Consider the following 20,126-nt stretch of genomic DNA (forward strand, 5'->3'; position numbering starts at 1 on the left):
ACAAAGTCTCGTTTTGCCTCAACATACAAATCACTGCGAATACAGCCCATATCAGGAATATCTTGCATCCCTGCTGGTGTTAGTCCTCAGATACTGAAAAAACCGAGTTTTTACACAGCCTGGGCACGGAGCGGACCTATTTACTGAGCCGAAGGTCCGCTCAGACTAACTCATTAAAGCCTGGTTGTTTTATCGCATCATCAGCCGTGTTCTGAAGCATTAGCTATGTATCTTCAGGGATGCTGATTTTCCCTCTGCACCAGATAAACCAGAATACAGTTTGATGTCGGTCAAAAAAGACAGCTTTAAGTGCATGAAATGAATAATGTTTCTTGAATGCTGGCAAAGCACTGGGATAGTAGTGTTGATTATTAGACGATCGGTCAATATTATTTATTGACGACTTAATGACTGAACGGTAAACGCCCGGACAAACGAGGTGAACGTGTTTAAATCTTTATTAATCAACAAAACAGATGGACGCTATAGTGCGCAACTTGCTGAAATCGCTGAAAGTGAACTACCGCAGGGGGATGTGGAGGTCAATGTTGACTATTCATCCATCAACTACAAAGACGCACTGGCCATTACGGGCCGGGGCCCAATCGTCCGACGCTTTCCCATGGTGCCCGGCATTGATTTTACCGGTACAGTGTCCGCCAGTTCACATCCCGAATATCAGGCCGGAGATAAGGTTCTCCTGACCGGCTGGGGTGTTGGGGAAAAACACTGGGGCGGACTATCCGAAAAAGCACGGGTAAATGGAGACTGGCTGACGCCGCTCCCGGCTGGCGCTAACGGCAAACACGTAATGGCAATCGGAACAGCTGGGTTTACCGCGATGCTGTGCGTAGACGCACTTCTGAATCATGGTATTAAGCCTGAAGATGGTCCGGTACTTGTTACCGGTGCCAGCGGCGGCGTCGGGAGCATTGCGGCCATGATCCTTGCATCAATGGGGTACCGCGTTACGGCGTCTACTGGACGCCCGGAAGAGGCTGCCTGGCTCTATAAAACGGTCGGTGTGGACGAGATTATTAACCGTTCCGAGCTCTCCTGTCCCGGAAAACCGTTACAGAAAGAACGCTGGGCTGCCGCCATTGATACAGTCGGTAGCCATACGCTCTGCAATGTATGCGCCGGGGTGCGTTATGGCAGTATTGTTGCAGCCTGCGGCATGGCACAGGGGATGGAACTAATGGGGAATGTGGCTCCGTTTATCCTGCGTGGCGTCACGCTGAAAGGGATTGACAGTGTCATGTTCGCGAAGGAAAAAAGAGCGGCGATCTGGCAGCAGGCGGTACAGTATTTACCGGAGTCCAGACTGGATAGCCTGACCACCGTTTATCCGCTGAGTGATGCCATCAATGTGGCCGAAAAACTTCTGAGTGGCGGAATTCGTGGCCGGGCAGTAATTCAGTGTAGCTAATGAAGTGGAAGCCAGGCTCAGCCTGGGTTTGATAATTATTATCAGGGGCTGCGGCCCCTTTTTTACTTTTCAACAGCCGTGTCCTTAGAGGGCTGATAGCGTACTGACTTTTTGAAATAGCTCCAGAAGTCGTACACAGGCTGGGTTGAGCAATAAAGTTTGGCACGCATTACGGCACCCTCCCAACTGCTCCAGAAAATGGCCGCCAGTTGCGTATTATTCATATCGGAACGGATTTCGCCCGAAGATAACGCGTCGGACAGACAGCACGCCACAAGCGCCTGCCAGCGCTCAAGTATTTCGTGGAGCTGTTTGATAAAGGACAGTGGAAGACCCGGACTCTCCTGCATCATATTGCCAACCAGACAGCCCCGGGTGAAATTGTACTTTTTAATGCCGTCGCAGGCATCGTCGATGAAATTTTCCAGACGCATCATTGGTGTGAAGGATGATTCATACAGATGTTTTTGGAGTTTATGCACAAAGAAACTGTCATAGGCGCTCAGAACAGTCTGGGCATACTCTTCTTTGCTCTTGAAATAGTAATAAAATGAGCCTTTAGGAACACTGGCATTTTTGACAATGGCATCGACTCCCGTTGAAAGAAAACCATTCTGCGTGAGCAGTTCAAGCCCGCTTCGGATCAGGTCATTACGGGTATCTGTATAGGTACTCTCTGTTTTTCGTGGCCTGCCTCGCCCACGAATTTCGCCAGTCATGACTTTGCTCCTGCATTTTATTAACGGAAAAGAATAAGTGATTTTGCGCGGAGGCTTCAATCAGTTTATCCCCGGCGGTGACGAGGTGGCCACCTATGCCGACTGGACAGGGGACTGACTATTGCCATAACGCCATCGCAGGTTGCTTCAGTAAACCTGCTAATCCCGTACAATGGCGAATTCGCTATATCCGCTTCTCGCACTTAGCTGCCATAAATCGGCCAGGCAATCACAGGTCATTTCTGTCTCGCAAAGAAGGTGCCGTTTCTGCTTTGCGTTGACACCCCTAAATATTAGAATTAAAAGGAGAGAGTTACTGGAAAAAGGCAGCGGAGGCAGTGACAATCGTGGCTTGAAGCCACTACTCGATGGATGCGGACATGTAGTTGGCGTCATTCGACAAAACTAGCAAACTTCTAATAGTCACCATTTCTCCCGTCTGGCGGGAGTGCTGTCAAATGCCCCCCTCATCTCTGTGTGGGAAATGAAGGGTGAAGGGGAAATAGATGACAGCGTTATTTCTACGCCCAGAATACTGAATACCTTGTACAGACGATCAATACTGGCGCTAGCAGGGTTTGCTTCCAGGCGGGCATAGGTTTGCTGCGTTACGCCAAGCCTCTCAGACACATCTTTTTGCGTGAAGCCCTTGATTTTGCGAAACCCGATTAGCACAGGTCTGAGCTGGTTCAGCGTTTTTATCGGGAACTGATTATTCATAAGTGACCTGCCTCGCAGACTGAGTAGGGAGTACCGCCCTGTAATACAGCAGGTAAGGTGTATTTTGTGTTATACAGACTATAGGCTGTAAAACCTTTATTGAAAAGATGCTGATGTTCCAGGGGCATGCCGAGCATGGACGATTTTCTGCGGGGCGGTATTTCGCTACGGGGGAGATTGCGTTCGGGCAATGTACCGGTGTAAAAAACGTCAATTTTTCAAAACCGCTGTTATCGGGATAAGCTGAAAACTCCGAAGGCAGACACAGCCACGAATAATGTCAGACTTAAACTCTGTAGCTGTCTTCTTTTGCCTGTAAATAACGTCTAGTTTGACTCTGATGAAGGCTGTACCAGGCAGAGAACATGTCACTCTCGGGGCCGGATGATAAAATGTGTTCAACTGGCTGGGCAGGGTAATAGCGAAGAACGTTCTCTGAAATTCGATTCAGCTCAGCGTAACGTGCGCTGTAGGTATGTATAATCCATTGCATCAATTTTGCATCCGTATTATTCGCAGATTACACACAAGAAGCTTAACAATGGCTGAAAGAGTGAGCAGGGATATGTAACAAAAACAAGGGCTTCAAGATGAACTGGATAAAACCGGAGCAGAGCAAGCCCTGTTCCGGTTTGTCAGGCTTTGGAATTTCTTCCAGGCCCCTGCAGCTAGTCACAACAAACACATTAATGTTTTCATTGCTTCAATTCAATATTATTGTGTGAAAGGGATTCCATCGAAATCGGCTTATGCATGCTTAAAACTAAACTGCCCCGGCTGCAGTCATTTGGTTGCTGTGGGCTCTGTACTGTGTCTAATAGTGAAAGAATCTTACGTTATAACGAAGGAAATTGCTGAATGACTCTACGATTGCAGACGGAATCACCCGCTGACCAGGATATGTTTAGAGGCAGCAGTCATGAAAAAGTTGCAGAGAATGTGGCTCAGATCATCAGGACACCTGATGTCAATATTATTGGTCTGGAAGGTGAGCTGGGTTCAGGTAAGTCAACAATATTGAAGTTCCTGCAGAAAAAGCTTAAAGATGATTTTACGTTCATTAACTTTGATGCAGAACGTTACCATCATGGCTCAACTAAAAAAGCGCTTATCGATGTCATCCACCACGGGGTCAGCCTACAATGTCCGGGCTCCCGGGATGTGTTGGATAAGTATAAAAATCTGGCTCTGGGTAACATCGTTGAATACGACAAGAGGGTCAGCAGCAGGCTAAGCTGGTTGACCGTCGTTTTTATTTTACTGTCATTGCTTTCCGTGCAGATGCTTCGTTATGTGCTAACAGACCTTAATCAATATTTTACTAACAATGATCTTACCCACGAATAGTGGACACACGACTAAGTGAGTAAACTCTTAACCAGAGGTGACTCATGACAAAACCAGCATCAACCAGTAAGAAGCCCCGCAAACAGTACACGCCTGAATTCCGCAACGAAGCCCTGAAGCTTGCGGAACGTATCGGTGTTGCTGCCGCTGCCCGGGAACTCAGCCTGTACGAATCCCAGCTCTACGCATGGCGCAGTAAGATTAACAATGCCCGCAGCTCTTCCGAACGTGAGCAGGAAATGTCCGTTGAAATTGCCCGTCTTAAGCGCCAACTGGCGGAACAGGCAGAGGAGCTGGCCATTCTCCAAAAGGCCGCGACATACTTCGCGAAGCGCCTGAAATGAAGTATGTCTTTATTGAAAAACATCGGGCTGAGTTCAGCGTCAAAGCCATATGCCGGGTACTGCGGGTCGCCCGTAGCGGCTGGTATGCGTGGCGTCTGCGTCGTCAGCAGATAACACCACGTCAGCAGTTCCGGCTCGTCTGTGATACTGCTGTCCGTCAGGCATTCACTGAGGCAAAACAGCGTTATGGTGCGCCTCGTCTCGCTGACGAACTGCCTGAGTACAACGTCAAAACCATTGCCGCCAGCCTGCGGCGTCAGGGGCTTCGCGCAAAAGCGGCCCGGAAGTTCAGCCCGGTCCGATACCGCGAACATGGCCTGCCGGTGTCTGAAAATCTGCTGAAACAGGATTTTTACGCGAGTGGCCCGAATCAGAAGTGGGCGGGTGACATCACGTACTTGCGCACGGACGAAGGCTGGTTGTACCTGGCGGTGGTCATTGACCTGTGGTCCCGTGCTGTCATCGGCTGGTCGATGTCGTCGCGGATGACAGCGCAGCTGGCCTGCGATGCGCTACAGATGGCACTCTGGCGACGTAAGCGCCCGGAAAATGTCATCGTGCATACGGACAGAGGCGGGCAGTACTGTTCGGCAGACTATCTGGCGTTACTGAAGCGGCATAATCTGCACGGTAGCATGAGTGCCAAAGGATGTTGTTACGACAATGCCTGCGCGGAAAGCTTCTTCCACTCGCTGAAGGTGGAATGTATCCACGGGGAACGCCTTATCAGCCGGGAAATCATGCGGATGACGGTGTTTAATTATATCGAGTGTGATTACAATCGGTGGCGCCGACACAGTGCCTGTGGCGGACTCAGTCCCGAACAATTTGAAAACCAGAACCTCGCTTAGGGCCGTGTCCACATTACGTGGGTAGGATCACAAGGAGTCATTATTAGGGTGGCTTTTTTATGTTGAGGTGGCCGCGTTTCTTTCTCCTGCCATTATGGTCGCAGGACTGGCATGCCTGCAGAACATGGAATGGTACAGAAAGAAAGGGTATTCGAGTATTGGTGATTTGTTCAAACGCAACAGTACTGACAGGATTGAAGAGACTTGGCTAGTTAATAAGGAGGTCGGAGCTATTGAGCTGGCTGAAGCTCTGCAGGGATTTACCTCCAAAGAGGTCATTTCCCATGGAGATCGCTTCATCCTTATCATTGATAATCTGGACCGAATCAGTGCAGACAAAGTGAAAGAGCTCTGGAGTGATATGGAGCTTATTGCCGGAGCCACTCATGAACACTTCAGGATAGTGGTGCCCTATTCGGCAAGACAGGTTTCAGCCTCACTTTCTGTGGCGGGTTTCAGCGGGCGTGAGTTTATTGCAAAGCGGATTCCTGTAAGTTTTCAGGTTCCTCCTCTTATTTCGGCAGGATGGCAGGAAGCGTTAAGGCAGTACTGGAAAGAAACAGTAAATGAGGATGCAGGGATAGCGTGCCGGGAAGCAACGGTGTTGCTTGAGCGCTGGAAACCCTCTGAGTATCCTCGTATCACACCGCGATTAATGAAGAAGTTTGTTAATGATATTCATATTCTGAACCTTACCGTTCCTGCAACAGAAGATCATCGCCATATTCTTATTGCTCTCTACTTACTGGTGGTCAGATACGGGGAGCGAGATATTAAAGTATTACTTCGCGATCCCAAAGCTAGTCAGACCGAACCCGGTATTGCTCCGGATGATTTTGACGAGATGCTCTCGCTAACTTATCAACAAATATCCCGAATTTTTAATAACGATACAGAAAGATGGAGCGAATTTCTGATGAGCATCCACTATCAGTCCACGGTGGAGCTTGCCAGGAGCGAGTTGCTTGATACGCCTCTTAAAGACGCGATTGGTGCTATAAATATCCCACGGCTTGAAGAACTGACGGCCTTGTGGGGTTTCGCTGAAGCATGGCAGCGAGTGGCACCACATATTCAGATGCGAGACTGGCTGGTTTCTTATAGCCGGATGGATGAGAAGTGTCAGGCTCTCGCCGAACCGCAACTCAAAGTCGCAGTGCAAATGCTGAATCAGAGTTATGCTGTTTCACTCAGAGAAAAGAATGATGAAGGTTTCGTATTGAGTCTGCAGAAACTGATGGCTGACGGGCGGATAAGCCTAGAGCCTTTCGTCGAAAGGCAAATATCGTTTATTGTGAGTAAACTTGATGAAATTCAGGATTCAGAAAAATTGGAGGCTGAATCCACGCAGACGTTGCTGCAGGAAGCTGATTCATACTCTGTTCTGGCCGGTGAATCACTACTGAATAAAATGGAGAATTTTGTAGATGGCGTATTTTATGTGGAATACCTTGTCAATAATGAAGAGACCTTGTCAAACCTGAAAATTGGCACACTAGATATCGGAAATCACGGTCGGGAGGAGATGTTACGCTATGGAGCTGAGCAACCTCAGATAGACCTTTTTAATCCGGGAATTATCCGGCATATCAATATTGCATCGAAGGCGGTACAGAACGTAATTGGAAAGAATGATGGTACAGGTGGGGCTCAGGTTAGCTCTGCAATAATGACGCTTAAAAATCGTCAGGTTGTTGAGGACGTTATCCATTTCAGAAAAATTGTTCTGAGCCCGGACTGGAATAATAATGTTTTAAATCAATATTATCTTAATAATACGGCGACGAGGAATCTCTTCCCTGCGGAATTTGCTGCACAGGCTGTTGCTCACATGGTGCTCCATGGTAACTATGCCGGTATCGAGTCGTACAGTGAACATATTGGTGAGGAACGGTTTGACCTGGCTTTGGCTGCATATCTTCGTTATCTACGTACTGCCGAGAGTATCTTTATAGCACTTAAGGATAAAAATGTTCTGCCGTACATCAAAAATGCTGTTGGCAGGATTGTTGATTTAGGTCTTCTGGTGAATATACCTGTCCTGAGCTTTGTTAAAGGTCAGTATGACGTCATCAAAGAAGCTACAAATGCAACCTCTCTTTTAATATTTGTGCGAGAGCGTCAAAAAGCACTGTCAGAGAAAATAATTGAGTCTGATGTGAATGCTATGGGTCCAGTATTTCTCCATGACGTATATCAGTCAGGTGAGCAGTTTGATATTTTGAAGAAAAAGCTGAACGCCCTGGCATGTGGAGTATTTAGTTCTTCTGAAAGGCTTATTGAGTGTTTTACGGTTCTTCCTGTGAACATGCGCTTTATCCTTGAACAAATGCAACTTCAGGGGCAGCATATCCGGATGGAAGGTAGTGTGGGTATCTTTGCATCATGGTTCCGTGATGCAGAGCCAGACGTTGTCACAAATGCCGAGAACATTCATTTCCTGTGGTCTTGCCTCGACGATACCCAGAGAGAGACTGTACTTGATGAGTTGCACGATGTCTTACTTGAAAGACATATTCGTATTGACAGCCGTATTGCGATTATTACCCGTTTTCATAATGAGTTGTCGTTTATTGAACCTGAGAAGGCCGTTGAACGCAGGGCTATTGCGGCGCTGTTTAGCGCTTCTGTTGATAATGTATTATTGTCTCAATGGCTTGACCGTCAGACGTTTTCATTTTCATCATGGTCTCCGGAGGACGCCCGTACGGCAACGAGTTGTATAATGAATAACTCGGAGATTTTTCCTCTCATCTGCAGGAATTCACAGTATATTAAAAACAGAATGTTACCAGAGAAAGCGGACGTTACAGAAGATAGTGATACGTTTCCGGACTGAGTTCGTTCTTTAAATCCTATACCTGAAGACCACAGCGGTGGTCTTTGGGAGTTTTTTTATTGCCTGATATACATTAAGCATGTTATATCTTGCTAAGAAATAATCATTCAGGGATTAATCATAACTACTGAAGTTATGTTGTGTTCTTTTCTTTTAAAAATAAATTATTCAGATTTATTTTCTATTGATTTAATGAGGTAGGGAATGACAGAAAGTGCTTTGCTTTTGCGAGAGGCATTTAATGAATCGGTTAACTATATGACATGGTCTTTTTATTCACTGATAACTGCTTACGTTTCGATGGCTTTTTATGATAGAGTTGAGGTTAAGACCCGAATAAATAATTATCTGAATAAGTTACTTTTCGTGATTGCTATGTCCGTTTTTATCCCAAATATGTACTTTGTTTCAATGGTGTTCAGTCAGAAGTTAGGCACCGCAGCTGGCGTTGCGTCATTCATTATTGGGCTACTTTTCATGATGTTAAACTCGGCGCCTGTAATTACTGGTATCGTACAGCAGCGCAAAGATTGAGTTTTATGAGTATAGTCAGTTGGGTTTTCATCTGTTTTATCAGACTTAGAAAAATGAAATCTTTCAATTCATTGATTTTAAACGCAAAAAAATTTCTAAATGATCAGAATTATAGGGTGCTCCTTTTGCACAGCAGTAGGGGTTGACCATTCAATGGAAACGCTCCTTCGAACTGACCCGGAGAAATACGGTTATCAGGCTGGCCTGAGTCGTCTTCAGCGATTTCTTTCTAAGATCCAGTACGACTGGAGCCTGCGGGATTATATCGGTCGTAAAGTGTTCGAAGGCGGATATGTGCGTCTTCAACCCAATATCTTTTCTTCGTCCCTGACTGAACGTCTTTTTCATGCCTGTTGCAGCCTTGATTATGTTGAAGCAAGACGTGCGGCAGAGCATCGCAGAAAGCTACTTTCCGGCGAGGTTGACGATACGGCTTATAACCGTCGTATGGCTGAGCCACAATTTCGGCTTGTACAGGAAGCAAACGTGATCCACGTTGATTTCCTCTGGTCGTTGCACTGTTTCAACCCTCGCCCGTTTCGGGCAATTGAGATCTATCGCAGGGTCTGGGAAGAGGCCGATCTGGACCTTCTTGAGGATGAGCCTGACATGCAGCCTGTGCCCCGTACACCAATGCCAGCTCCACTCTGGATGAAACTGCCCGGAGGCCGGTTCGGTACAGCTTATGATGGACTGACTGATACGTTGCCGCTGATGACCTATTTTGACGGGCAGGCTGACCCCAGGGCTTCACGTAGCCTAAAGACCGGAGAGAGCAGTTCTGTCGTCGTGGCATTCGAGGAAGAGGATGAGCTGACTGTTGAAGAAGATACGGCGTCCTGGATTATCTGGCATGAATACGACGGGTTACGCCAGCGCATCGCTGACGGTGAGTTTACTCCAACGACTGCTGCTCAGTATCTTCTTCGTTATGGCGCGGTCCGAATTTCAAAAGGCAAGGGCGCTGTCTATCATCGTCTCGCACAACGGGGACAAACCTTTTCCCGCCTGGGGATAGGCGACAGAGTGTCGCTTCCAGAGCTGGTTGCCAGTCGGCGTTTTAAAATACTCAGTGATTCTGCATACCGTCAGGTTGTAGCCCGGAAATTGCGTGGACAGATAAAAAAGTTCAGATTCTGGGCATGCGTAGCTGCCTGTGTTCAGTTGCACGTACACAACAAGACGGCACTCGGAGAAAGAATTTTAACGTTACTCGAAGGTGAGAGGGAACAGCAACAAGGTGCGATCCAGGCGAAGCTGAAGGCGGGAATGATGGATGCAGTTCTAACTCTGTGTAACCAGCGACTCCGGGTGAAAGAAAATACTAACCAGCCAGAGGAGTTCCGCTATTACCGTGCCGTAAGAGCTCGTTTCATGCGCCATTTATCTGAATGCCTTAAGCCAGAAAATGGCGGCGTTATCCGTGACGTTATCTGGGAACTGAGGGTGCTGAGCAGTGCTCACGGTACGACCAAAACAGGTTTTTACTATGTCGATAGCAATCGCCCGACAGCGAAAGGACTGTTAAACCGCCTTCTGATGAGGATGGTCAAGCAGGTCGTATAAGCGTCTGAAACGCGAAACACACGAAAATGGAGGGGTTATACAAAAAAAACTTAGCTTTGATCGTGATGTAATGTGGACATCATGTCCAAGCGTTGCTGCATCCAGAAAAGTAACTTTAATCCTGTTGATACAGCCCTTGCATTACCTGTTTACGCATAGCGTGGAAACGTTCTAATTAAACCAGACGAATATAAATTTAAATTAATTCACTCACCCCCGGAATCGGGGAACTAAACAAAAGGATCATCAATGCAAAATCAAAATACACCCGCTCAGGAAAAACACACCGTATACCTTTTTAATGCCGAACATGCTGACAAGACAGCCGCCAAGCAAGCCGGGAAACTCTTCACGCTGGACATTGAACACCCAATGACCCTCAACGATCTCTCGCTGCTGTGTGAGTCGGTCGCGGACGCTGTGGGAGCACCTGGCGGAATTAAATATGAAATCACAACAGAGCCTAATGGGGTTCAGGAGGAATACTGAATCAGTGTGGTGTGAGTCCATTTTAATTTGACGTTTCATGAGTTCTATCGAGAGGCTGAAGTATGACTTTGAAAATGGAAAGTTCCCGGACTTCCAAGCCTGAGGGGCCATTTGTATTAATCACTTTTGAGGGGGACGAATTTCTTTTTGATGACAGACATAATGTCGTCAAGATAAATGGCAGGCCTAAAAAAATGGATGTAAAGCGAAATTATTTTGAGTCCGATCTGGGAGAAGGGAAAGCGAAATACTGGACTTTAAATATCGAAGAGGCTCATCGGTTCAATTCGATTGATGAAGCGACAGAACAACTTTGTAAACTGAGTCGCCCTCATCTGATCAAAATTCGCAAAGTTGAGGGGGTATCTGAATGACCAAAGAGATGTTTTTACGCATTTTAAATGAGGCACAGGCTCGTGTGGATAACGATTCGCTTCCGCTTGATGTTCGTATCCGGTCACGCACCACGGTAAATGATTGCGTCATCCGGGCAGATAAAGAGGGGTGGCCTATTGAGTATAAACAGAAGGTCTGGGTAGATGCAGTCAGTGGCTGTTATCTTTAGCGGTTACTTAAGCCAGTTCCTGTGCCCGTGAGCTTAGTAAAGGCGGAAAATGATATGGTCAAGGTGATAAATATCAACGGGAATTTAGTTGAATTACCTGAGCCCTCAGCAAAGTTATCCAAAGCTGAATCACCTGATGGTAGGTTCTCAAAACCTAAAAATAAGATCTCTAAAATACAGCGAGCTGAGCTGCGAATGAAATTTGGGGGGCGTTGTGCCTATTGTGGTTGCAAGCTTCCTGAAAAAGGGTGGCATGCCGATCATGTTGAGCCTGTTCGACGCGACTTTGAACTGGTGAGAGCCCCTGTCGGCAGCGGCGTAACTCATGTTGCCCGAAGTACGGGTAAGGTTATGCACCCTGAACTGCATGCTATAGAAAACTTATTTCCATCATGCGCCCCCTGCAACCTTTTTAAAGGAGCTTTTAGTGTTGAAGGAATGAGAAAAGAAATTACCAAACAGGTTGAACGGGCTCGCGCATATAGCGTGAATTTCCGTACCGCAGAACGTTTTGGGTTGCTTCATATTGTAGAAAAACCGGTCGTCTTCTGGTTTGAGCAGTATAACGAACAGAAACAAAACGAATAATTTCTGTGAAACATAAAAGAAGTTAATCAGCAGTGGTTTACTAATTAAAGAGTGATTTAAATATTTTGATGCTGCTGAGGAGCTGCCTGGTATATCCTTCAAAGGAGAAAATGATGTATCTGCATCTTGTGCCCCGTATTCTTCACCATATGAAAAACAAGTGTACTCTCGTGTCAGTTTCTGTACCTGAATTGTCACTTGAGCTTAAAGCTGATTCGCTGGTGGCAATGAAACCTTATCCCAACAAGTCCTACCACGTTGTCATGTTGAAGGGGCGACGTGCATTAAATGGCTTTCTGGTAAAAAGCCCACGGACTTTAACTGAGTTCACAATGATAACAATCTGGGAAATTGAAGGCTTTGGAAAAATTAGTCATACCGTAAAAACGCTCGTTCAGGACAAAGACTATGACTTGGTCTCCCATGATGTCCTTTTGGCACATGCATACCATCAGAGGGAGGAAGAATTGGGGTACCGTGTACATCCATCCTATGACAGTCTAGCTCCCGTCGATTTTGAACCAACAATGCAGTCAAGGTACATAAAGGAATCCGATCTTTCCCACGACGTATGGGAAACCTATTCATGGGGGGAATTGCTGCGTTCGCGTGAAGAGACATTTCTGGCGATGACCATGTCATCTGCTCGTTTAAGCCATCCAGCATTCATCAGAGGAAACCGACTTCCTCAAACTGACCAGGCCATCATTATCAGTTCGTAACGACCTTTTATTCTTTTTGATGCCAGGCGAGTCTCCTTTTGCCTGGCCACTTTGATTTATTGCCTGGGAGTAACCTATGGATGAGCAAGATATTCTCCGCGTTATAAACGGCCGTGAGATTGATGCTTCTGACCTCCTGGAAGAAGCTATGCCGAACGCAGCCCGACGCTTTTATCGTTTAACTAACAGCATGAACAAATTGCTTTAGGAGGTCAGGGAGCACTTTCCTGACGCGATGTATTACTCTGCCAGCGGAACGGTAAGCCTGCTGTTGGGGAGCAGCCACGACAACAATGACCATCCGGTTAGAGAAATGGTCGCTGTAAGGTCACCAGATCTAAACATTGAAGGCGGTGATTGGTAGGTCAAGCAGGGGATCTATGTGCACTTCATGTCCTAACTTCATCCAGTGCTGAATTCAGTGCACAGACAGTAGGGGACTTCTCCTTTAATCAGAATGGCAAAGGGTTACGTGAGGATCAGATTCTATTTTTTTGCCTCGAAAACGGATAAACCCAGGTTTTGGCGCTTTAACCGAAAAATCAGCAGAACGGTAAATGATAGGCTGTCATGGATAACCATTTTGAGGCAAAAATGAACGTTTCAACTGACAGCAGCAACATATCGATAGCAGAACTCAAAGAAGAATTTATACCCGGTCTTCTGCTTAATGCTGGGGCAATAAGCCATTACGGCGACTCGGCTTTATCTTCGAAGGCTATGGATAAGTATTCAAATCTTCTGGAGAAAGACGCAGTTACCGCTTTATCAGGAGCCTTGAACCGTATCGTAAGTGCCTTAGCGGAGGCAGATCCACGTTCTATCAGTAGCAATCCATCCTGGTTTTCCCGCTTTACGGGCAAACACCTTGAAAAGCGCGTTCGTTACCAACACGCACGTGAGAAGGTGGAAAATCTTATTAATGAGGGGAACGGATATCTGACACATGTGAATGAGACGCTACTGGCTTTAGAAGAGCTGCTTGAAACATATGTGTCAGAAATCAAACGCCTTAAAATTTTTATCCAGGCAGGCCATGAGTTCCTTAGGGATTCTACCGAAGAAAAAAATAGTGACGATCTAAGCCTTGTCTTCGATAAACCGAGGGAAAGATTTGCCAGACGTTTAGCTAACCTGGCAACACTGCTTGCGTCTCATGAAATGGCCGCCATGCAGATGGAAATCACTCGCGGGACTTGTATAGATATTGCTGACCGCTTTAACGAAACTATAAAAGTCCTGGTTCCAGTATGGCGGCAACACACACTTTCGCTGTTATCAGTAAATAACACTGACCCTACGATTGTTAGAAAAGCTAATCAGGCCCACGAGGCTCTTCTAAAAAGCCTGCGACAAAATTTAGAGGGATTCCAAAAATGATTAATAATTTGACCACCAAAACTGAGGTTGTTGCTTTTACTTTGACTTCCGCTGAACTGGAAAAGTTCGGGCTGAATGAGCAAGATGAACAAGAGATTAAAGCCGTCGCGGAATGCATTAATGCCGATGATCCAGGAACAGTTTATCGTTTTGGCCGGGCAATGGGGGAAAACACTGCTAATTATGCGGATAGCCTGCTTGAGCAAATTCGCAATAAAGATTTAGACGAAGCCGGGAGCAAATTAACTGAAATTATCAACCTTGCAAGAAATGTAAACATCTCGAACTTAACTGAAAGTCGTTCAAATCTGCCAGTTATTGGCCCTTTGTTGGATAAAATCCGCACCCGTGGGAAGAATTTCGCCGCACAGTTTGAATCAACTCGTGAACAAATCGATGCTCTGGTTTCAGAGGTTTCAGTTACACAGAATAGCCTCGGTTCTAATAATATTTCGCTCCAGCAAATGTTTGATGAAGTCGTTAAAGAACACCACTTAACAGGTGTACATATTGCTGCCGGTAAATTAAGGCTGGGAGAATTACAATTAAAAGCAGAAAATCTCAGAGCTAATGTTGGTAACAATCCTGCTAAGTTCCAGGAAGTATCTGATCTGGATACGCTAATTGCTAATTTAGAAAAACGTATTGGCGATTTAGTTGTTTCTCAGCAGTCTGCTATGCAAGTATTGCCAATGGTACGGATTATACAGGCAAATAACCAAAGTCTTATCGACAAGTTTCATAGCGTCAAAGAGGTTACTGTCCCTAATTTCAAGCGTCAGTTTCTGTTAGCCATTTCTCTAAATGGACAGCGTAACGCTGTAAATCTTGCCAATGATATCGATAATGCCAACAATGAGTTACTCCGTAGTAATGCAAAATTACTGCATCGCAATGCAGTAGAAACTATGAAAGCAAACCAACGGCTGGTTATTGATATAAGCACCCTTAAAGAGGTGCAGGATACGCTTATCCAGACGGTTGGCGATGTTGTTAAAATCCAGAGAGAAGGGGCTATTAAGCTCAGGGAAACAGAAAAACAGGTTCTTGCCATGCGTGAGAATTTGCGCACCCGACTGACACAAAAAGGGGTAGATCATGGTGCGTAACCTTAAGAGTAGTGACGATTTTTCCCGTGAACTGTCATTTCTTTTTCACCGGTCTATAAAGATTAGAAATTCAGGTTTCGCGATATTTGGTGCGGGCCTGCTGATAATGATTTTTGGTCTTTGCTTGTGGTTGCTGTCATTACACCTCTCACCTTCAGTTCTGGACTTTGATATTGATGTGCCCTTGTCATTCTTCAATTCATCTGAAGGTGAAGATAAGTTAGTGGTTTCGGATTTTGGCGATGCATTTGGAGGCTTCCTAACTACATATTCTAAGTTGCTATTAGGGATTATGGGGCTATTAGTAGTTTCTTCAACTGCCTTTAAAATTTTAAAGGGGGAGGAAATAGGTGAGATATTCCCGATGCTTCTAATTGCTGGCGCTTTTCTTATCGGCTTGTCAGTTTTTACATCTGCTTTAGGTTCGGAAGAGACTGATGCCACTTCAGCTTCGACTGTAAAGGTTATCAAGAAATATGTAAAACATGAAAAATACGATAAACTTGTCGCATATTTAAATGATAGTAATTGGCCCTCAGGCGAAGAGGTATCTGTAAACTATTTAAAGGCGCAACTACATATAAAACTCGGCAAGCCAGATGTGAAGTTAACACAGAATGTTGTTAGGGCGTATATGTCTGGTGTATTACAGTCAAATATTCCCGTGAAAGTTCGTTATGCATTGGAAAAGACAGCTTTAGATAAATCCGTCTCACCACTTGCGATTCGTTATGAGCAAAAACGTATGTCTAAATCACATACCTTTTCAAAAGCGTCGGTTAATTGTCTTAAAGTAGGTAGTCCCGTCGCATTCGTTGGCGTTTTGTTCGCTCTTCTTGGTATAAAAATCAGGCGGCGAGTCAGATTCTTAGAATCAAATTGAATGAAAGCCCGGTACGCTGGGCTTTTTTATTCAGTAACTTTTATCAAATATGTAGTAATTTACCGGAATCTGCTTCTCCAGCTTGTTAGCTGAAAAGCTTACTCAAGTATAATAATCTACTTCTGATTATGTTTTTTATGGTTTTATTTTTACACAACTTATTAAGGATACATGATGTGTAACTTTACTCCTGTTCAAATTATTGCTGATTATATACTGAGGTTTCTTAAAAATAATACTGATGCCAAGCTTTATGAGGCAATGCAGCGTCTTGAAAAGAAAATTGGTCAGTTTGTCGCTGATGGGGTTGATGAACATCAATTACGCTCTTCATTAAGCAAAGTCTGTCGATCTCGTTCCAGGGCGGCTCTTAAAGAGGAGTGTGAACAACTCATTCCATAAAAAGAACATCATACGGGAAAGTTACTTTAACGGTGAATGGCTCGCTTCTGGCGGTTTAAGTTGACGGCCATTCCTACCATAGCCATCATAAAGTATGATTAGCATTCGAGTGTGGCACTACTAATTTTAATGGGCTACGCATTCAGTCTCCACCTCTCTAACTATAAAGGTTCTTTTCATGTCCAATAGCTTCGATAAGCCGCAAACGCTCCCGGTACATAATTCTGATGCCGAACCCTTTTTTCCGAAAAACCTTGGTCCATTTATCGAGCAGGTATCCGGAAGGGATCTGGCAATGCTCACAGAATCAGAGAAGGAAAAACTTGCGCACCTGATCAGAACTGGGCGTAAATATGGAGTTTCTGTCGCTATCGTTCCTGATACAGATTCTGCTGAGCTTCATGAATTACTGTCTAATGCCGATTCCATTGAAAGGCAGTTTTCCATCTATGAACGCATCCAGACGAAGATTGCGTTCACGCGGTGTCAGGAAGCATAAACAAAGTGAGAAATACAACTACGTGGTATGACGTAGAACATATTGAAATCACCACAGGCGAGCGAGGCGGCAGGATATGGGTGCTGAAGCTCTCCTGTGGCCATACAGTATTTCGCCGAATACCTCCTATACGTCTTCATAACCTCACAGCTTTTTCTCTGCGGGAGCCCCCAGAAAAATGTCGGTGCTCTCTTTGCAATTCAAGTCCATAATAAAGCCTTTTTAAAGGCCACAAACTGCATATCACTGGATAAATCATCCTCTACAGCGTTCATTCTTAAACGCAAAATTTATATTTCATTCATTCTATTTTAAAAGCGTTATAAAAGACGGAATCCTATTTAGTCTGTTTGATGCTTAAATCATCTTCAGTGCCTTTTATCTTTTACCCAGCGACTTTAACATTAACCTGAGCAGAAAACTTGTTTTCAAACTAAGTTCGAAAACTTTCTGCTCAGGTTATTAGCCGGGTAAGCCACTTTGTTATATTTGTTTCATGTTAACAGAGGAGGCGATATGCAAATTGAAAAGGTGATGTCATTACTTGAAGTGCTTTCAAGCTGGCTTGAAGATAACATCAATATGGATTCTGAAATTATCTTTGATAATGACGAAGATAATACCAACTCAGAAATTCTGTATCCTGCTGTAGAAAAGGCTAATGCCGTTTTGCGCAAAATGGCATCTTTATCTTCAGATTCTGTTCATGCAATTCGACAGCGCTTGCAGCTTGCCGTAGAAGGCAAAGCTGAATTGTCCCTCAAGGATGTGGGAGAGCTTCTGCTGGCAACAAAGTATCTGATGTTGTCCACTGAAGAGGGAGAGTAAGCCTGTGACCACTCTCGTATTTGAAATGGCAGATATCAATAAACTGATCGAAGAAATTCGCACCGCAAAAACGTTTTCGGTCACCCCAGATCAGATCTATGACCCGGCATGCTATCCGGGGGGAGCCCTCCTTAACGCTGAGGGACAGACTGAAGAAGAGGCGCGTAAAGCTGGTAGGGTTTTCTTTCCCTCATCCTCAAAAATTGCCAGCACACATCTGGTGCCAAAAGTGCTTCTCGCGCACAGTCATGGTGTATACCTGATCACTAATGCTGAGCTTGAGGGCTCTCCCGCATCCCGCGATACTGTGGCTTACGCCCAGGGGATGAATCCAAAACTGGATGAGGACTGGGATTACGCTTGTGATGCCGCTTTGGGTGGGTCTGATTGTAGCTATACCATTCCCGTTGAGTGGCTGGAGTTAGCGGTAGAGCAGGGTTTTCAGGAGTTTCGACTTCGAATGAGTGAAACCAATATCAAACTTGTCAGCAAATAGTATGTCCTTGCTGTATCCAGTCAAACATTGTCCGCCAGTCGAGCTGCTGGCGGATTGTTTTATATAAGGCCGGGAAGGTATGTCAGGTTTAAGCAGTTCCGCCCAGAAGCTTACAAGGGCGCAGATTTACGTGTTAAGACGGATGGCATCCGGCACGATCTATGATATCTCTGGCAATTTCAGACGGGCCAGAGAACGGCGTACGTTTATGGGGAATCCTGATGATGTGACGTGCAGGAGCTCTCCGGTCCTGTTCCGGCTGGGCCTCGTGGAGTTATGCCAGCCAGTAAGGCATCTGGAGCCAGGTTTATACTATCGGCTCAAGTTGAGCTCCTCAGGGCATGAAGCTCTTAAGGCGAACGCACACCTCTAACATTTGAGATAGTTCGTTCGCAGCCAGGAAAGTAACTTTCATCTCAAGTGTGACCCTTACTACCTCATTTATGAGTAAAACCCCCCTCTGATATGTCGAAAATGCTCATTTATACGAAAATAGTTTCTCTTCAGGTGTGATGTAATTACTGAGAATTCTCCCTGAATGGAAGGCAACCGATGAAAATGTTTTTTACCCCTTATGTTCGTATCGTTTTCTATTTTTGCGCATTGATTTTTATTGTTTACAGTTTCAGTGATTTTTTCCAGGGCGTCCCTGACAGCACCTTCTTCAGTGCGGTCATCACGCTACTTGTTATCGGAACCATTGTTGCCCGGCATCTGGATCGCAAAAAATCTCTCAAATATACTTCACAGATTTAAGTTTCCACTCAGGCCACTCTCGGGTGGCTTTTATAATTTAATAAGGACCGGTTCATGCATAACCACGAAATTCAGACCATTGCTATATTTAGTGCCCAGTATAAAAACATCGAAGATGCTGAAAATGCAGGTGCTTTATATTCAGTAGATATTGAATATCCGATGACACTAAATGATTTATCGCGGCTTTGCGACTCTATTGCCGAAGCAGTAGGTGTGCCTGGCGGCGTCAAATACCAGTTCGTGTCCCAGCCGGAAGCGCATGAAACCAGCTTCTGATAACCAGTAACCAAACTGCCTAAAAGCAGGTGCAAAGCCATGAAACAAACAAAGTCTTCTATGTCACGTATTGTGCAGCTGTACGACGGGAGCCGATACGGAAACTGCGAGCAGGCTGATAACGAAGGAGAGCTTTTTACGGTGGTGTTGAATAAGCCTTCGCAGATCGATGACATCCGTAAAATCGTAGACACAACCGCCGAAGTACTTGGCAAAGCTTTGCCAGTACTCCTCTTTTAAAGCTTACATCCGTGAAGGATAATTACGGTCTTACTACTTTCAGTTTTTCATTCCAGTGCCGTCCATTTTAATTTATCGATTTTAAGCGGTCGGCGCTATTTCATTGTTTCTTTTCCGACTGTAATTCCTTATATATAGGAATATTTCAAAGAATTTATCTCAGGTTATTTGTGGCGTGGTGCCAGTTGTTATAATGATTCCACATAATCTGGAGAGTCAATCATGATCACATCTCTAATGAATTTCCGCGATTTAACCGGAGAGGCAGTCATCCAGGCGCGGCAATGCGTTATTAATGCTGAGATCGAAGCGGCCCGGGAAAAGGTAATTCATGCTCGTTCGTTATTCAAAGCGGGTATACATAATGTTGTAAACGGTAGTTCTGGCATTAAGGCTGCGGCAGCACATTTTCTGGTGATAAAACGTTTACAGACTGACACTCGGTATCTGGACGCGGTTATCACTGATAACCTTTGCATGTTTTCTCCTGAGGGTTATCTGTATCTGTTTATGCAACAACGTTATTTCCTATAAAACAATG

24 protein-coding genes are annotated in these 20,126 nt (G+C 45.3%); 22 read left to right on the plus strand and 2 right to left on the minus strand.

The features are described 5' to 3' along the window. Positions 1-445 precede the first annotated feature (445 nt). Entirely contained in the window at positions 446-1,429 is a 984-nt protein-coding gene (locus LLF79_RS24675) for an MDR family oxidoreductase (RefSeq protein ID WP_023280857.1), read from the plus strand. A 62-nt stretch (positions 1,430-1,491) separates the two neighbouring features. Here the strand turns inward: LLF79_RS24675 and LLF79_RS24680 are convergent, their stop codons facing one another. Then, entirely contained in the window at positions 1,492-2,148 is a 657-nt protein-coding gene (locus tag LLF79_RS24680; RefSeq protein ID WP_023280966.1) for a TetR/AcrR family transcriptional regulator, read from the minus strand. 423 nt (positions 2,149-2,571) lie between these two features. Then, complete coding sequence (locus LLF79_RS24685) at positions 2,572-2,868, minus strand: helix-turn-helix transcriptional regulator (RefSeq protein WP_017384073.1); 297 nt, start codon at positions 2,866-2,868, stop codon at positions 2,572-2,574. Between the two features lie 858 nt (positions 2,869-3,726). Between LLF79_RS24685 and LLF79_RS24690 the strand changes: the two genes are divergently transcribed. The 21 genes from LLF79_RS24690 (at position 3,727) to LLF79_RS24790 (ending at position 20,119) form a co-directional block, all read left to right on the plus strand. Further along, positions 3,727-4,215, plus strand: coding sequence for a P-loop NTPase fold protein (locus LLF79_RS24690; RefSeq protein WP_023280967.1), 489 nt, complete (start codon positions 3,727-3,729; stop codon positions 4,213-4,215). A 44-nt stretch (positions 4,216-4,259) separates the two neighbouring features. Beyond that, positions 4,260-5,410, plus strand: a protein-coding gene (locus tag LLF79_RS24695; RefSeq protein ID WP_087855188.1) for an IS3 family transposase whose coding sequence is annotated in 2 segments (ribosomal slippage) — positions 4,260-4,518 and positions 4,518-5,410 — 1,152 coding nt in all. Because the reading frame shifts where the segments join, the coding sequence is not laid out codon by codon here. Positions 5,411-5,534: 124 nt separating this feature from the next. Continuing rightward, positions 5,535-8,249: a P-loop NTPase fold protein gene (locus LLF79_RS24700; protein WP_157843391.1), complete on the plus strand. Its 2,715-nt coding sequence runs from the start codon at positions 5,535-5,537 to the stop codon at positions 8,247-8,249. 204 nt (positions 8,250-8,453) lie between these two features. Beyond that, positions 8,454-8,783, plus strand: a complete 330-nt coding sequence (locus LLF79_RS24705; protein ID WP_000140246.1) for a hypothetical protein — start codon at positions 8,454-8,456, stop codon at positions 8,781-8,783. Between the two features lie 153 nt (positions 8,784-8,936). Continuing rightward, positions 8,937-10,349, plus strand: coding sequence for a hypothetical protein (locus LLF79_RS24710; protein WP_022646499.1), 1,413 nt, complete (start codon positions 8,937-8,939; stop codon positions 10,347-10,349). Positions 10,350-10,598: 249 nt separating this feature from the next. Next, positions 10,599-10,838: a hypothetical protein gene (locus tag LLF79_RS24715; protein WP_001180999.1), complete on the plus strand. Its 240-nt coding sequence runs from the start codon at positions 10,599-10,601 to the stop codon at positions 10,836-10,838. Positions 10,839-10,900: 62 nt separating this feature from the next. Further along, positions 10,901-11,212 carry a hypothetical protein gene (locus LLF79_RS24720; protein WP_000172888.1) on the plus strand — a complete coding sequence of 104 codons (312 nt, stop codon included), beginning with the start codon at positions 10,901-10,903 and terminating at the stop codon, positions 11,210-11,212. Beyond that, positions 11,209-11,403, plus strand: a complete 195-nt coding sequence (locus LLF79_RS24725) for a hypothetical protein (RefSeq protein WP_000159617.1) — start codon at positions 11,209-11,211, stop codon at positions 11,401-11,403. The genes LLF79_RS24720 and LLF79_RS24725 overlap by 4 nt, the downstream gene beginning before the upstream one ends. Positions 11,404-11,457: 54 nt before the next feature. Then, positions 11,458-11,991, plus strand: coding sequence for an HNH endonuclease (locus LLF79_RS24730; protein WP_000241452.1), 534 nt, complete (start codon positions 11,458-11,460; stop codon positions 11,989-11,991). Between the two features lie 110 nt (positions 11,992-12,101). After that, on the plus strand, positions 12,102-12,713 hold the full coding sequence (locus LLF79_RS24735; protein WP_001371923.1) for a DUF6012 family protein: 612 nt from the start codon (positions 12,102-12,104) through the stop codon (positions 12,711-12,713). Between the two features lie 570 nt (positions 12,714-13,283). After that, entirely contained in the window at positions 13,284-14,093 is an 810-nt protein-coding gene (locus LLF79_RS24740) for a toxic anion resistance protein (protein ID WP_000368643.1), read from the plus strand. After that, a complete protein-coding gene (locus LLF79_RS24745; RefSeq protein ID WP_000609386.1) occupies positions 14,090-15,202 on the plus strand; it encodes a toxic anion resistance protein in 1,113 nt (370 codons plus the stop codon). The genes LLF79_RS24740 and LLF79_RS24745 overlap by 4 nt, the downstream gene beginning before the upstream one ends. Next, positions 15,192-16,085: a hypothetical protein gene (locus tag LLF79_RS24750; RefSeq protein ID WP_000252081.1), complete on the plus strand. Its 894-nt coding sequence runs from the start codon at positions 15,192-15,194 to the stop codon at positions 16,083-16,085. The genes LLF79_RS24745 and LLF79_RS24750 overlap by 11 nt, the downstream gene beginning before the upstream one ends. Before the next feature lie 174 nt (positions 16,086-16,259). Then, positions 16,260-16,487: a hypothetical protein gene (locus LLF79_RS24755; protein WP_000336109.1), complete on the plus strand. Its 228-nt coding sequence runs from the start codon at positions 16,260-16,262 to the stop codon at positions 16,485-16,487. Between the two features lie 178 nt (positions 16,488-16,665). Next, complete coding sequence (locus LLF79_RS24760) at positions 16,666-16,986, plus strand: hypothetical protein (protein WP_000071366.1); 321 nt, start codon at positions 16,666-16,668, stop codon at positions 16,984-16,986. 516 nt (positions 16,987-17,502) lie between these two features. Then, entirely contained in the window at positions 17,503-17,814 is a 312-nt protein-coding gene (locus tag LLF79_RS24765) for a DUF957 domain-containing protein (protein ID WP_001165367.1), read from the plus strand. A gap of 4 nt (positions 17,815-17,818) precedes the next feature. Further along, positions 17,819-18,310, plus strand: coding sequence for a DUF3085 domain-containing protein (locus LLF79_RS24770; protein ID WP_001371932.1), 492 nt, complete (start codon positions 17,819-17,821; stop codon positions 18,308-18,310). A gap of 552 nt (positions 18,311-18,862) precedes the next feature. After that, positions 18,863-19,066: a hypothetical protein gene (locus tag LLF79_RS24775; protein WP_000781547.1), complete on the plus strand. Its 204-nt coding sequence runs from the start codon at positions 18,863-18,865 to the stop codon at positions 19,064-19,066. Between the two features lie 54 nt (positions 19,067-19,120). Continuing rightward, positions 19,121-19,345 (plus strand): hypothetical protein, encoded by a 225-nt coding sequence (locus tag LLF79_RS24780; protein WP_000551490.1) that lies wholly within the window; start codon positions 19,121-19,123, stop codon positions 19,343-19,345. A 39-nt stretch (positions 19,346-19,384) separates the two neighbouring features. Then, entirely contained in the window at positions 19,385-19,585 is a 201-nt protein-coding gene (locus LLF79_RS24785; RefSeq protein WP_000814953.1) for a hypothetical protein, read from the plus strand. A gap of 222 nt (positions 19,586-19,807) precedes the next feature. Next, positions 19,808-20,119: a hypothetical protein gene (locus LLF79_RS24790; protein ID WP_000633161.1), complete on the plus strand. Its 312-nt coding sequence runs from the start codon at positions 19,808-19,810 to the stop codon at positions 20,117-20,119. The last annotated feature ends 7 nt before the right edge of the window (positions 20,120-20,126 follow it).

It is taken from the genome of Enterobacter cloacae complex sp. 2021EL-01169 (genome assembly GCF_020733125.1).
Classification (GTDB): Bacteria; Pseudomonadota; Gammaproteobacteria; order Enterobacterales; family Enterobacteriaceae; genus Enterobacter; species Enterobacter roggenkampii.

What these genes read in the sequence shown, in the direction of transcription:
- LLF79_RS24680 (WP_023280966.1), bottom strand. Translation starts at nt 2,148, where the DNA reads ATGACTGGCGAAATTCGTGGGCGAGGCAGGCCACGAAAAACAGAGAGT.
- LLF79_RS24685 (WP_017384073.1), bottom strand. Translation starts at nt 2,868, where the DNA reads ATGAATAATCAGTTCCCGATAAAAACGCTGAACCAGCTCAGACCTGTG.
- LLF79_RS24690 (WP_023280967.1), top strand. Translation starts at nt 3,727, where the DNA reads ATGACTCTACGATTGCAGACGGAATCACCCGCTGACCAGGATATGTTT.
- LLF79_RS24700 (WP_157843391.1), top strand. Translation starts at nt 5,535, where the DNA reads ATGGAATGGTACAGAAAGAAAGGGTATTCGAGTATTGGTGATTTGTTC.
- LLF79_RS24705 (WP_000140246.1), top strand. Translation starts at nt 8,454, where the DNA reads ATGACAGAAAGTGCTTTGCTTTTGCGAGAGGCATTTAATGAATCGGTT.
- LLF79_RS24710 (WP_022646499.1), top strand. Translation starts at nt 8,937, where the DNA reads ATGGAAACGCTCCTTCGAACTGACCCGGAGAAATACGGTTATCAGGCT.
- LLF79_RS24715 (WP_001180999.1), top strand. Translation starts at nt 10,599, where the DNA reads ATGCAAAATCAAAATACACCCGCTCAGGAAAAACACACCGTATACCTT.
- LLF79_RS24720 (WP_000172888.1), top strand. Translation starts at nt 10,901, where the DNA reads ATGACTTTGAAAATGGAAAGTTCCCGGACTTCCAAGCCTGAGGGGCCA.
- LLF79_RS24725 (WP_000159617.1), top strand. Translation starts at nt 11,209, where the DNA reads ATGACCAAAGAGATGTTTTTACGCATTTTAAATGAGGCACAGGCTCGT.
- LLF79_RS24730 (WP_000241452.1), top strand. Translation starts at nt 11,458, where the DNA reads ATGGTCAAGGTGATAAATATCAACGGGAATTTAGTTGAATTACCTGAG.
- LLF79_RS24735 (WP_001371923.1), top strand. Translation starts at nt 12,102, where the DNA reads ATGATGTATCTGCATCTTGTGCCCCGTATTCTTCACCATATGAAAAAC.
- LLF79_RS24740 (WP_000368643.1), top strand. Translation starts at nt 13,284, where the DNA reads ATGGATAACCATTTTGAGGCAAAAATGAACGTTTCAACTGACAGCAGC.
- LLF79_RS24745 (WP_000609386.1), top strand. Translation starts at nt 14,090, where the DNA reads ATGATTAATAATTTGACCACCAAAACTGAGGTTGTTGCTTTTACTTTG.
- LLF79_RS24750 (WP_000252081.1), top strand. Translation starts at nt 15,192, where the DNA reads ATGGTGCGTAACCTTAAGAGTAGTGACGATTTTTCCCGTGAACTGTCA.
- LLF79_RS24755 (WP_000336109.1), top strand. Translation starts at nt 16,260, where the DNA reads ATGTGTAACTTTACTCCTGTTCAAATTATTGCTGATTATATACTGAGG.
- LLF79_RS24760 (WP_000071366.1), top strand. Translation starts at nt 16,666, where the DNA reads ATGTCCAATAGCTTCGATAAGCCGCAAACGCTCCCGGTACATAATTCT.
- LLF79_RS24765 (WP_001165367.1), top strand. Translation starts at nt 17,503, where the DNA reads ATGCAAATTGAAAAGGTGATGTCATTACTTGAAGTGCTTTCAAGCTGG.
- LLF79_RS24775 (WP_000781547.1), top strand. Translation starts at nt 18,863, where the DNA reads ATGAAAATGTTTTTTACCCCTTATGTTCGTATCGTTTTCTATTTTTGC.
- LLF79_RS24780 (WP_000551490.1), top strand. Translation starts at nt 19,121, where the DNA reads ATGCATAACCACGAAATTCAGACCATTGCTATATTTAGTGCCCAGTAT.
- LLF79_RS24785 (WP_000814953.1), top strand. Translation starts at nt 19,385, where the DNA reads ATGAAACAAACAAAGTCTTCTATGTCACGTATTGTGCAGCTGTACGAC.
- LLF79_RS24790 (WP_000633161.1), top strand. Translation starts at nt 19,808, where the DNA reads ATGATCACATCTCTAATGAATTTCCGCGATTTAACCGGAGAGGCAGTC.